At 46.8% G+C, this 12,962-nt stretch carries 12 protein-coding genes; 5 read left to right on the top strand and 7 right to left on the bottom strand.

Going from position 1 to position 12,962, the window contains the following annotated elements; genetic code table 11:
• Positions 1–91 precede the first annotated feature (91 nt).
• Entirely contained in the window at positions 92–1,624 is a 1,533-nt protein-coding gene (gene pdxR, locus KJS52_RS13020; RefSeq protein ID WP_213515736.1) for a MocR-like pyridoxine biosynthesis transcription factor PdxR, read from the bottom strand.
• Between the two features lie 104 nt (positions 1,625–1,728).
• On the opposite strand from pdxR, the gene KJS52_RS13025 reads away from it, so the two are divergent.
• The gene (locus tag KJS52_RS13025; RefSeq protein WP_213515738.1) at positions 1,729–2,367 is read left to right on the top strand and encodes a pyridoxamine 5'-phosphate oxidase family protein; all 639 of its coding nucleotides are present in this window, start codon (positions 1,729–1,731) and stop codon (positions 2,365–2,367) included.
• Positions 2,368–2,902: 535 nt separating this feature from the next.
• Here the strand turns inward: KJS52_RS13025 and KJS52_RS13030 are convergent.
• Complete coding sequence (locus KJS52_RS13030; RefSeq protein WP_213515740.1) at positions 2,903–3,490, bottom strand: P-loop nucleotide/nucleoside kinase family protein; 588 nt, start codon at positions 3,488–3,490, stop codon at positions 2,903–2,905.
• Between the two features lie 183 nt (positions 3,491–3,673).
• The gene (locus KJS52_RS13035; RefSeq protein ID WP_213515742.1) at positions 3,674–4,018 is read right to left on the bottom strand and encodes a hypothetical protein; all 345 of its coding nucleotides are present in this window, start codon (positions 4,016–4,018) and stop codon (positions 3,674–3,676) included.
• Positions 4,019–4,248: 230 nt separating this feature from the next.
• Here KJS52_RS13035 and KJS52_RS13040 point away from each other — a divergent pair, with 230 nt between their 5' ends.
• Positions 4,249–4,929 (top strand): Dph6-related ATP pyrophosphatase, encoded by a 681-nt coding sequence (locus KJS52_RS13040; protein ID WP_213516172.1) that lies wholly within the window; start codon positions 4,249–4,251, stop codon positions 4,927–4,929.
• On the opposite strand, the gene KJS52_RS13045 is transcribed toward KJS52_RS13040, so the two are convergent.
• Entirely contained in the window at positions 4,909–5,814 is a 906-nt protein-coding gene (locus KJS52_RS13045) for a DMT family transporter (RefSeq protein ID WP_213515749.1), read from the bottom strand. The two genes, KJS52_RS13040 and KJS52_RS13045, sit on opposite strands and share 21 nt — an antisense overlap.
• Positions 5,815–5,972: 158 nt before the next feature.
• Here KJS52_RS13045 and KJS52_RS13050 point away from each other — a divergent pair, with 158 nt between their 5' ends.
• Positions 5,973–6,866, top strand: a complete 894-nt coding sequence (locus KJS52_RS13050; RefSeq protein WP_213515751.1) for an AraC family transcriptional regulator — start codon at positions 5,973–5,975, stop codon at positions 6,864–6,866.
• A 128-nt stretch (positions 6,867–6,994) separates the two neighbouring features.
• Entirely contained in the window at positions 6,995–8,839 is a 1,845-nt protein-coding gene (asnB, locus tag KJS52_RS13055; protein WP_213515753.1) for an asparagine synthase (glutamine-hydrolyzing), read from the top strand.
• Between the two features lie 109 nt (positions 8,840–8,948).
• On the opposite strand, the gene KJS52_RS13060 is transcribed toward asnB, so the two are convergent.
• The 3 genes from KJS52_RS13060 to KJS52_RS13070 form a co-directional block, all read right to left on the bottom strand.
• Entirely contained in the window at positions 8,949–9,602 is a 654-nt protein-coding gene (locus KJS52_RS13060; protein WP_213515755.1) for an XTP/dITP diphosphatase, read from the bottom strand.
• Positions 9,603–10,343, bottom strand: a complete 741-nt coding sequence (gene rph / locus KJS52_RS13065) for a ribonuclease PH (RefSeq protein WP_213515757.1) — start codon at positions 10,341–10,343, stop codon at positions 9,603–9,605. It abuts the gene before it with no gap.
• A gap of 819 nt (positions 10,344–11,162) precedes the next feature.
• Positions 11,163–12,215, bottom strand: a complete 1,053-nt coding sequence (locus KJS52_RS13070; protein WP_213515759.1) for a GerMN domain-containing protein — start codon at positions 12,213–12,215, stop codon at positions 11,163–11,165.
• Between the two features lie 124 nt (positions 12,216–12,339).
• Between KJS52_RS13070 and KJS52_RS13075 the strand changes: the two genes are divergently transcribed.
• Positions 12,340–12,879 (top strand): phosphatidylglycerophosphatase A family protein, encoded by a 540-nt coding sequence (locus KJS52_RS13075; RefSeq protein ID WP_213515761.1) that lies wholly within the window; start codon positions 12,340–12,342, stop codon positions 12,877–12,879.
• Positions 12,880–12,962: the final 83 nt, after the last annotated feature.

Consider the following 12,962-nt stretch of genomic DNA (forward strand, 5'->3'; position numbering starts at 1 on the left):
ATGACTATAATGACGATGAAAGCGGCAACTGCCACTACGCCTAAAAACGCAATAATCGTAAAAAACATACTTGACCAATGGAAACTCATGCTCATATCCTCCTATTTTGGGCAGCATCCGCTTGCACAGCCTCCCAAGCCCGCTGCAGACGAACGATGCCTTCTTCGATATCCTGCTCATTCAAATGCGCATAGCCAAGGCAAAGCGCTGGCTCCTTATGCATCAACTGGTATTTTCTCGCATCCACAACATAGACAGCCTGATCGGCACAGGCTTGCAAAAAACGTCCAAATTGCTGCTCATCCCCTTGCCAGACAGCATAAATATGCAAGCCTGCCTGCGACGGATAAGGAGCCAGCACGCCTTGCAAGCGCTGTGCAAGCAGCTGCTGCATTAGCTCGGCGCGCCTGCGGTACAGCCGCTTCAATCTGCGCAGATGGCGATCATATTGGCCTGTATTCATAAAGGCTGCAAGCGCTCGCTGCTGAATAATCGAGCTGGGATGCCGCTCATATACCATTTTCGCGTAACGGAACGGCTCCTTCAGCTCCTGCGGCAAAATCGCATAGCCAATTCGCAAATCCTGCAGCATAGTACGGGAAAACGTCCCGACATAAATGACTCTTCCTGCTTGATCCAGCGATTTCATCGGCTCAATCGCTCTGCCGACATGACGAAACTCGCTGTCATAATCATCTTCAATAATGTAGCTGTTATGCTGCTGCGCCCATTGCAGCAGCTGCAGCCTGCGCTCCATGCTTAGCACGACGCCCGTTGGAAACTGTCGGCTCGGCGTAAGCAGCAGCAGCTTGTAGCCTTCATGCTGCGGACGAAAGCATATGCCCTGCTCATCTACTGGAAAAGCATCCAGCCTGGCTCCGACGGACAGCAGCGCATTCCTTGCCCCAACATAATGTGGGTCCTCAATCGCCGCATAGTCTCCTTGATTCAGCAGCAATTGCGCCAGCAGCGCAATCGCCTGCTGCGAGCCATTCACTATCATAATATCGTCAGCGTCGGCAACAATGCCCCGCTCCTTGCGCACCTGTCTGGCAATCGCCTGCTTCAGCTCGTCATGGCCATCGCTCGAATAGGCATCACGCAGCTCATGCTGATACTGCTCACGCGCTTGCTCATACAAGTGACGATTCCATTCCTTCATTGGAAAATGTGCCAGCTCAACCTTGCCGAGGCTAAATTCAATCGTATGCCGTTTGCCAGAAACGCTATAGCTGCCTGCTTTAGCCTTATCCGCATCGGGAATTGTTCGCACAGAAGCTGATCCCTGCAGCGCCAAGCCTTGAATGCGCCTGCCCCAATCGGACAGCCTTGCCTCAATCCGATGCTCATCGCTTGCTTTCAGGCTTAGCTGCTGCGTATCGCCAACAAACGTGCCGCTGCCTGCAATCGCATAAATATAACCTTGAGACAGCAGCATATCGTACACCGCGTTGACGGTTCCGCGGGAAAGCTCGAATTGATCGGCTAGCTGCCTGGTTGAAGGAAGCTTCGTATGCGGCTCCAGACTGCCATTCAAGACCGCATCGCGCATTGCGTGAAACAACGCTGCCTGCTTTGTACGGTGGGCTTGCATATAATCGTCGTAAGCAATAAACAGCTCCATCTCGCCACCTCCCAACTGGTTCAATAAAAATGATTGTAACTGGATCTTTTTTCATGTCAAGGATTCTCGTACAATGTTCCCATTCCAATCGCGAGGTGAAGCTAATGAGAAGAAAAGAATTTCTTATCGGTGATGAAAACTATGAAGATGTAGTCGAATTTTTGCAGGAAATGAGCTTTGGCTTTCTCGGCATATGGAAGGAAGGCGATTACCCGGGTGTCGTGCCGATCAACTACGTCTATTTCAATGATGCGATCTATTTACATGGCAGCAAAGCAGGAGAAAAAATGAACAGCATTAAGCAGAAGCCGAATGTAAGCTTTGCAGTTGCCAAGGAATATGCGCAAATTCCTTCCTACATGTCGGACCCGTTTTACGCTTGTCCGGCTACAGTATTTTTCAAATCAGTATACATGACCGGCAAAGCCGAGGTTGTAGAGGATTTGCAGGAAAAATGCGATGTACTCAACGAGCTGATGCACAAGCTTCAGCCTGAAGGAGGCTACCATCCGATTACGCTAGAGCACAGCGGCTACGCAAGCCATGTTAAAGCAACCGCAGTGATTCGGATTGACATTGACCAGCTTACTGCCAAATTCAAATTCGGCCAAAACTGGAAGCCGAAAAAGCTGCAGCATATTAGCGAGCAGCTATTGCAGCGCGGGCAAGCGCTTGATGAGCAAACAGCAGAACTCATGATGCGCTACTGTCCGCATGCCAAGCAGCACAATGAAGCGGAATAACCTCTGCAGCGATGCTTGCGAGTCGTAAAACGCATAGCAGCAGACAAGAATAGAAAAGCCGTATCCAGGCGTGGTGCAGAGAATATCCCCTCTCTGCTCTTCAGCTGTGTACGGCTTTCATTGATGTTAATATAAGTAGGTTCAAAAAGTCGGCTTTCAGGACCAAGAAGATGGCACGATACTAGAAGGCGAGGAGCGCAGCGTAGGCACTTGCTACGTGAGCACCTAAAATGTTTCCGTAGGAAACATACTTCGGAAGCATAAGCCTTCGCTAGCGTTCAAGATTCGCCGTCGAATCCACTACAACGCAACCACATCGTCATCAAAGTCCGATTTTTAAACATCCCTTTCCAATTGAAGTTTAAAAATTGGGCTTTCAGGTCCAAGAAGCTTGGACGCTAGTAGAAAACGAGGAGCGCAGCGTAGAGCAGAGCTACGTGAGCACCGCAGTTTTCGCTAGCGTTCAAGATTCGCCGTCGAATACGCTACAACGCAACCACATCGTCATCAAAGTCCGATTTTTAAACATCCTCTATCAGTTCATTACAAAGTTAATTAGCTGTTGTTTCTTGCCTTCAGTCAACTCGCCGCTATTGTCAAAAATAAGCACAGAACCTTCAGGAAGCTCCCAGTTGATTTGCGGAACGAAATCGACACGTTTCTCAAAATCGCCCCAATTGTCCAGCTTCCAGCGATCACGCTCTGTGCGGCGCTCAACAATTCGCTGATGCTGCAGCTCCATATCCTGCAAGGTTACGACGATAACCTTTACATCCACCTGCTCTTTGCTTAAGCCGGCAGCCGCAATAACGTCCTCAAGCCACTGCTTGTTGCGCAGCTCGGAAGTAAAAGGAGAGATCATGAACACATTTTGCCCTGCTGCCAGGTTCTCGATGCAAATGTCCTTAGTTGTATCATACTCAAGATCGCGCAAATTCTCCTTGTAAAACTGGGAATCGCGATCATTTTTGTCGAGTCCTTTCATTTCAAGAATAGCCTCTACAAAGCGTCCGCCAACCGTATCACGATCCAAAAAGGCCGCGGGCAGCTCCTTGCTCAGCAAGCGGGCAACTGTTGTTTTGCCTGTACCTGCAACGCCAACAAAAAACACTAATTTCTGCAACTTGAAATCCTCCATCGTATGTAAGTATCAAGATTATATCCTCTTTAGCTCGGATTTCAGGACGTCGAATAACTTCAACGCATTACTTCGTCATCAAATTCGAGCCTTTACCATCCTCTCTATACTATAGAAAATTGCTGGTCAAGTTGCAAGCCTTACAAGCTATGCAGTACATTCATGTTTTCAATACAGTACATTCATACCTTCAATATGCCGCTTCGTTTCATCAGTTCCACATTGGTGCAGCAGTCGAAACAGCGTCTGCATTTCCTCATCATGCTCATCATTCATATAAGCGACCTGCTCCCCCTGCGTCAAGTTATAACGCATCATCCGATTCAAGGAAGACTCGTCGCGCTCATCCAGCTTGCGAAATTGCGCTTCAATCAGCTCAGCCTCTTCATCCGTTGCATCAATCTCCAGATGGTAGGAAGCAACCCCTTGCTGCAAGTGCAGCTGCTTGCCCTGCACATCAACATAATATCTTTTCCGTGCTCCATGCTCACGAGCAGCATCATGTTCATTCATTATGTATCATCCTCCCAAGCGTCTCATATATGCGCTAATGCAGCGCGATTATACTAGCTACTACGCTCGTTATTATTCCCCATTATTGGCGGTTATATCAGCCATTGGCCGTTTTAGCGCCGCTCTACCAGTAACTAAGCTATGAAAACTGGTACAGAAAAGATAAAATGAAGATAAATGATAGCCGCAATGACAATAAGCATTTGCATACAGCAAAAGGAGAATCGGATATGGATTGGAAAAATGGCGCTCATGGCCGTAAATTTGTTGCTTCCTTTAGCGGAGGAAAGGATAGCGTACTTGCTTTATATGAAGCAAGCAAAGTTGGCGAAGCGCTTGGTCTGCTCGTTATGCTGGAGGAAGAAGGGACACGCTCTCGCTCACACGGAATGCCTCCAGAGGTAATTGCGGCTCAAGCTGACGCTTTAGGGCTGCCGGTATATACGGCGGCAGCCAGCTGGAACGATTATGAACGGGAGTTTACCCGCTTGCTGGAAAATGCCAGACTTCAAGGCGCAGAGGTGCTGGTCACAGGTGATCTGGATATGCCTGCTCATGGCTGCTGGCATGACAAGGTTACAAAAAATGCAGGCTTAATGCTGGGCATGCCGCTATGGGAGATGGATCATCGTGAAGCTGTCGAGCAATTTATTAACCTGGGTTTCACAGCGATCATCGTAACCGTAAACCTGACATTAGGCATGCGCGAGGACGATCTGGGCCGCATGCTCACGCTCGAGCTTGTAAAGGAGCTTGAAGCGCGAGGGATTGATCCTTGCGGGGAAGGCGGCGAGTTCCACACCACTGTTATTGACGGTCCAATTTTCAAGCATGCTGTTCCAGTACGAAAGCGTGAAATGATTAAGAATGAAGAATACGCTTTTCTGCCTTTAGAGCTGGACATTTCGTGATACATGGGCGGAACGCAGTCTAAAATAGAGGCACATGCCTAATAAAACGATCAAACCTCCTACAAACTGAAATATCGAGATTGTTTCTCCTAGAAATAGATAGGCGAGAATGATTGCTAACACAGGCTCGCCTATGATTCCTACTGAAATAGTCGTTGCCCCTAACGTTTTTAGCAGCACATTAAAAAGATATTGACCAAATATCGTTGGGATGATCGCCAGCAGCAGGAAGTAGGTCCAGTCCGAGGCCTCGTATTCAAACAACGTAATGTTATTTAACAAGCTATAGACCAGCATCACGCTCCCACCAATAAAAAAGACAATGACACTATATAAATTCGCATCAATTTTTCGGCTTACTTTCTGTCCGGTCAGCAAATAGGCTGAAACTAAAATGGTGCCTAATAAAGATAAGCCATCTCCTATTAAAGCTTCCTTTGAAACCCCGATATCTCCCCAAGCTATAATGAACGAGCCTACAACAGCGGCTGCTAAACAAAACACTGTCAAGCTGCCTGCTTTCTCACCAAACATAAAGAAGGAACCAATCATGACAAATACAGGCTGCAGCGATAAAATGACCATCGAGCTCGCAACCGAAGTAAATACTAATGATTCCATCCAGCATAAAAAATGAAGCCCAAGAAATAAACCCGCTACCATTACTGCGCACCAATCCCTTTTGCTCATATTTATGGATCGGACCGTTTTCCACGATACAAAAGGCAGCATAATGATGACCGATATGTACAATCTGTACATTCCCGCAACAGAAGTTGGTGTATCCGAGAACTTTATCATGATGGATGAAACCGAAACAGACAAAATGCTAATGAAAAGCAACATATACGGATGAAGAAATAACGACGATTGATTAGCTTTCATATATAAGCCTCCAACATGCTTTATCCAATCGTCTGTGCACAGGATTGTATCGACAAGCCTAAGATCTGATATAATAATATCACCACTTTGACTATATTTGTGTAAATAAATCTTTAATTAATATTGATATATCGTCATAAGAAGGAGGTCCGTTGAAAATGGCAAAACCATTGCACGAGACCATTCAATACCCTGATGCATCATTTCCTTATATCATGTACACCCATACAATTCATACGAGCATTCCTGAAGGCAGAGGCCTCAATGATTTACATTGGCATGAAGAACTGCAAATCACTTTAGTTACAAGAGGCAAGCTGATTATACAGGTTAATGGAATAGATCATGCATTAGAGACTGGTCAAGCGATCTTAATTAATAAGAGCATCCTTCATGTTACAACAGATCTGACGCATAACGGTGAGTATGTCAGTTTTAATTTTCCTGAGAAGCTGCTCGCCTTCTATGCAGATAGTGTGATGGAAAAAAATTATGTACTGCCTTATACCAACTCTTCCTTAGTTTCCTTCGTAATGAAAGGCGATCTCGAGTGGGAACGCAAAGTACTGGACATGCTTTGGATTATGAAGGATAAATTCGATAGAAAGAAAAGCTGGGGCTGGCAATATGAGATTGCGATCCAAACCGTACAACTATGGTTTATATTAATTTCCAACATTTCACTTCCTGCTGAGGAGGTTTCTAAAACCTTGAAGCAGCAGCAAGAAAGACTTCAATTAATGATCAGCTTCATCCACCAAAACTATGCAAATACGATAACATTGCAGGAAATTGCTGATGCGGCGCATTTAAGCGTTTCAGAATGCACCCGGAGCTTTAAGAAAATGATTCATATGACGCCCTATGATTATTTAATTAAGTACAGAATTAAAAAAAGCAGCGAATTATTAGTAACGACAGACAATTCAATAACCGAGATTGCCCATAAGGTGGGGTTCAATCATATCAATCACTTTATTCAATCCTTTAAAAAACATCATGGCAAAACCCCTAACGATTTTCGAAAATATCGGCAGAAATTCAAGGATTAGAAAGCTGGCCTGATTCAAATCGTGATTGCCCGGTCATTTCCTATGCTGTGGACAGACATTTTATTCCTGTTTGCACATATACGTTATAATATGTGACGGTACAGCGAAGATAGAGAGGATTGATGGCGATGTGTGGGATAACGGGATGGATTAATTGGCAGCAAAACTTGCTGCAGCACAGCGATACGCTTGAAGCGATGACAGAAACTCTGACAGCAAGAGGACCAGATGCAGGCGGAACATGGCTGTCCGTACACTGTGCGCTGGGACATCGCCGGCTTGCTGTAATGGATCCTAATAATGGAGCCCAGCCAATGGTGCGCTATCGCGGCAATGACCAATTTGTCATTGTATATAACGGAGAAATTTACAATGCGATTGAGTTGACGCATGAGCTGAAGCAGCACGGGTGGAAATTTACGACGACCTGCGACACAGAGGTATTGCTGATCGCCTATATGCACTGGGGCAAAGCATGCCTGGAACGTCTGAACGGCATCTTCGCGTTTGCGATATGGGATATCGAGGCTGAGGAGCTGTTTGCTGCAAGAGATCGGCTCGGCGTAAAGCCTTTCTTCTACTATGAAAAGGATAGCCAGCTTCTGTTCGGCTCTGAGCTTAAAGCTATTCTCGCCAATCCAGCAGCCCAGCCGGTTATCGGTCGCGAGGGGCTGGCAGAAATTTTGGTAGTAGGTCCGGCGCGCACGCCAGGCCATGGCATTTACGAGGGGTTTGCCGAGCTTAAGCCGGGACAATATATGACGGTGACGAAAGCGGGCACGCAAGTTCGTACGTATTGGCAGCTCGAAAGCCGCGAGCATGAGCATACATTTGATCAAACCGTCGAGCATGTTCATCACTTGCTGCAGGATACGATGAATCGGCAAATGATTAGCGATGTTCCGATTTGCACGCTGCTGTCTGGCGGACTGGATTCCAGCGCTTTAACAGCAATGGCTGTGCAGTATTATCGACAAGCGGATGCCAGTCCGCTGCATACGTATTCCATTGATTATGTAGACAATGACAAGCACTTTAAAGCACATGCCTTCCAGCCAAATTCCGATGCTCCATTTATTGAGCTGATGACCAAGCAGCTTTCTACCGTACATCATTATTTGCAATTCGACACGCCGGAATTAATTGCTGCCTTGCATGATGCAACATTGGCTCGTGATCTGCCGGGCATGGCGGATATAGACTCGTCGCTGCTGCTGTTTTGCCGAGAAATTAAAAAAAATGCCACAGTAGCGATTTCTGGTGAAGCGGCTGATGAAATATTCGGCGGCTATCCTTGGTTTCATAAGGAAGAAACGCTGCACGCCAAGCAATTTCCGTGGTCGCTGGCAACCGCTTTTCGCAGCGAGCTAATTGATGAAGAGCTGCAGTCGTTGATTCAGCCAGAGCAATATGTTGCTCAGCGCTTTGCAGAAGCAAAGGCGGAGGTGCCGCAGCTGGCTGGAGAAAACGAGCAGCTGCGTGCCGTACGTCAAATGTCATACTTGAACATTACGCGCTTTATGCCAACCTTGCTGGACCGCAAGGATCGCATGAGCATGGCTGCAGGACTCGAGGTGCGCGTGCCGTTCTGCGATCATCGACTTGTCGATTACGTGTTTAATATTCCGTGGGAATTTAAAACATCAGGCGACCGCGAGAAAGGAATATTGCGCAAAGCATTAAAGGGAGTATTGCCAGACGAAATTATTACCCGCAAAAAAAGCCCTTACCCAAAAACGCATAATCCCGCTTACTTGGCAGCAGTAACGAAGCTGATCAAGGATGTGCTTAGTGATGAATCAGCACCGCTGTTCCAGCTTATTAAACGTGACAAAATCGAGCAGCTATTAAAGTCGGAGCAATCCTCCTCGCTCGTGCCTTGGTTCGGTCAGCTTATGTCTGGTCCACAGCTTTACGCTTATTTATACCAAATGAATGTGTGGCTCAGCTCCTACAAGGTACGAATTGTATAGCGGTACACTGGCTGATTGATGCCAAGCAAAACCAAGCAAAAAAGGAGTCTATGCTGCTAATTGCCGCAGCTTGAATGCAGCACATAGCAGCAAGACTCCTTGCTTCATCCTAGGGCGTGTCTGTGACTAGCTTTTCAACTGCTGGCAGCAGCTGCTTCAGCGCTTCGCCGCGATGGCTGATTTTACCCTTTTCTTCCTTGCTCAGCTCAGCCATGCTGCAGCCAAGCTTAGGCACATAAAATAGCGGATCGTAGCCAAAGCCGCCATCTCCATGCGGCCGATCCATAATGACGCCTTCAACCATACCCTCGGCAATCATAAATTGTCCGTTGTCGGGGAAATAAAGCGCAAGTGCACATTGAAACTGTGCCGGGCTCAACAGGCTTGTCCCATTAGCTAACGGCTGCTCGTCCAGCCTTGCGCCTTTGTCAGCCAATTGAGCCAACAGCTTTTCATTGTTTTGCGCATCGCTTGCTCCTTCACCTGCATAACGTGCAGAATAAACGCCAGGCTCGCCGTTCAGCGCGTCAACAGCAAGTCCAGAATCGTCAGCCAGCACAGGCACGCCAAGCGCATCGCCAGCTGTTTTCGCTTTAATTTTCGCATTGGCGATAAAGGTGTCGCCATCCTCGACAATATCGGGAATCGAGGGATAGTCAAGCAGGCTTTTCACCTCTATGCCCAGCTTCGCAAAAGCGTGGGCAAATTCTTTAACCTTGCCAGCATTTTTCGTTGCAATTACTATCGTAAATGGCTTGCTCATCTACTCACCTCTTATATGCTCGCTTGCGGCGCCAAGCGCTTGCTTCTGTGCAGCGATCAACTGCTGGATACCGTGCTCTGCCAGGTCAAGCAGCTCCTGAAGCTCCGTCCGGGAAAAAGGAGCTTCCTCGCCTGTGCCCTGCACCTCAACGAATTTGCCGCTGCCTGTCATCACTACATTCATATCGACCTTGGCCGAGGAATCCTCTACATAGTTCAAATCAAGCATCGGAGTTCCCTCGATAATGCCTACGCTGACCGAGGCCAAATAATCGTTGATCGGATATACTTGAAACGGATGTGATTTTGCAATATGCTCAACGGCCAGACACAACGCTACAAATGCGCCTGTAATCGACGTTGTGCGCGTGCCGCCATCTGCTTGAATAACATCGCAATCCAGCGTAATCGTCCGCTCGCCCAATGCCTGCAAATTAACAACCGAGCGAAGTGCGCGGCCAATGAGGCGCTGAATTTCCATCGTCCGACCCGAAAGCTTGCCGCGATTTGCTTCACGCTGATTGCGAGCATGGGTTGCTCTTGGAAGCATTGAATATTCTGCTGTTACCCAGCCTTTGCCTTGTCCTTTCATAAATGGCGGTACGCGTTCCTCAACAGAAGCTGTACAAATTACTTTCGTATCACCAAATTGGATAAGCACAGAGCCTTCAGCATGCTTATTAACGTTCGTCGTAATCGTCACGTCACGAAGCTCATTAGGCTGGCGACTGTCATTTCTCATGTTCAAATTGCCTCCTAAAAACTTTTTCTACTATTATCGACTTGCTTCATTCTGCCAAATGTAACAACCTTACCTATTGTATCAAAGCCATAAACCAAATGCATCATTTAAAGTAGGCATTTCAAGCTTCGCCGTCGACTAAGCTACAGCGCAATCGCATCGTCATCAAAGGCGGATTTTTGAACATCCTCTTTCAATAAGAGTTCAAAAATTCGGCTTTCAGGACCAAGAAGCTTGGACGCTAGTAGAAAATGAGGAGCGCAGCGTAGGCAAATGCTACGTGAGCACCGCAGCCTTCGGTAGCGTGACATATTCGCCGTCGACTACGCTACAACGAAACAGCATCGTCATCAAAGTCGGATTTTTGAACATCCTCTTTCAATGAAAGTTCAAAAATTCGGCTTTCAGGACCAAGAAGCTTGGACGCTAGTAGAAAATGAGGAGCGCAGCGTAGGCACAAGCTACGTGAGCACCGGAATTTTCGCTAGCGTTCAAGATTCGCCGTCGACTAAGCTACAGCGCAACCGCATCGTCATCAAAGTCGGATTTTTGAACATCCCCTTTCAATGAAAGTTCAAAAATTCGGCTTTCAGGACCAAGAAGATGGCACGATACTAGAAGGCGAGGAGCGCAGCGTAGGCAAATGCTACGTGAGCACCGCAGCCTTCGGTAGCGTGACATATTCGCCGTCGACTACGCTACAACGAAACAGCATCGTCATCAAAGTCGGATTTTTGAACATCCTTCTCAGAATAGCAAGCAAGGGATTCCAAGCTACTGTGCTTGAAACCCCCTCTCACTAGACGTCCGTCCAATGCTTTACAATTTTAACGCATTTACGTGAACTGGCTTGCTGACTGGCTGACTGTAGGATGCATTATTTTCATCGAAAATATTAATATCGCCATTGACGCGAACCTGCACTTTCGATACGCCCGTATTTTCCGCTACCGACAAGATGATTGAGTTAAGCATTTCCGAAGGTACGAACAAGCCCGGCTCGTAGGCATCATCCTGCAAATCAATATGAACGACACCATCGTACTCTTCAAGGCCAGTCACCGCAACATCTGGCATAATAACCGGCTGCAACGCTTTTGTATTTTGCGGACCTTCGATCAGTTCTTCAATTGCTGCGATTTCCATCGTATCTGTACGCTGGATCATGCGGGTAACAGGCACATAATATTGCTCATTGTTTGACGTTTCAGAAGAAAAATACAAGGTCACTGGAGCTGCCTGTGAATAGCTTACACCTTCATCCATTTCAATGTTGATGCCGATTGTTCGTGTAAGCGGCTGATCGAGTGGATATTGAGCGACTGGCATTTCCTCAAGCTTTGCCCCGTTCAATTGAAGCTCCACACCGTTAATGCCTTCAAGCGATGTCAGCGTCCAGGTAATGGACTCGATCATGCTGCGCTCATCCTGGCCGTTGTAATCAGCGAACGCTTCAGAAAGGTTCACCGTCGCAATTCCAGTTTCAGGATTATGCTGATAGCCTAAAATTTCTGTTCCTTGCGGAATCATTGCTCTAAAATCAAGCGGAAGCGAGCTGGCATACATGCCTTGATCAACCATGACCTCCAGCAGCTTGACTGCAACCTCTTCACCTTCCGCTACTGCTACAGGCAATGAGATCGGCGCCAGATATCCGTTTTTATCCTGCAAATAAACAATGTATTGCTCCGCATTGTCGGATTGATTCAACCAGCTGCTTGTCTGCTGCTCTTGATCTTCAATAACTTCAGTCTGTGGAGGATCAATTGGCTCAGATACAGATTTTGAGAAAAGTCCACATCCCGAAAGCAGTACCGGAATAACCATAACCCCCATTATTGCAGTAGAACGTAACCATGTTTTTGCACTCATTGTATAAATCCTCCTCAATATTGTCTGAAAACTTTGTACAACTTGTCTTTTGTAGTAATATGTATACGAGCCCTTCTAAATTTTAGACCAGTTTTGTCCAGAAAAATGTATGGAGGAATGGAATATGTCTGATGCAGAAAAATATAGTTTGAATAGTCAAGAGGTAGCGCAGGCTACATATAAATTGCTGGAGCAGCGCGGTGTAACAATAGCGGATATCGCTGAGCTTGTACATTTTCTGCAAGCTAAATATGTGCCCGGTCTTACGATCGAGGATTGCAATGTGCACGTTGAAGCTGTACTTTCCAAGCGTGAGGTTCAAAATGCGATTTTGACCGGCATTCAATTGGACATATTGGCGGAGCAAAAGCAGCTGCTGCAGCCGCTGCAAGCGATGATCGAAAATGATGAGGGCTTATATGGCTGCGATGAGATTTTGGCACTGTCTATCGTTAATGTTTATGGAAGTATTGGCTTTACCAACTTCGGTTATATCGACAAAGTAAAGCCTGGAATTCTTGTCAGACTGAACACGAAAAATGGCAGGGACACTCATACCTTCCTTGATGATATCGTAGGCGCTATTGCTGCCTCTGCAGCCAGCCGACTGGCACATCGCAACCAAGCCGAGCGTGAAGGAGTTACGACACCTCCGCTAGACTAACAGCTATAAAACCATGTAAAATGCTGTGTTGATGAAAAAGGGTGTTTAGAATCGTCAGTGAAAGCGACCATTCTAAACACCCT

This window comes from Paenibacillus montaniterrae, assembly GCF_018403185.1.
Taxonomy (GTDB): Bacteria; Bacillota; Bacilli; order Paenibacillales; family Paenibacillaceae; genus Pristimantibacillus; species Pristimantibacillus montaniterrae.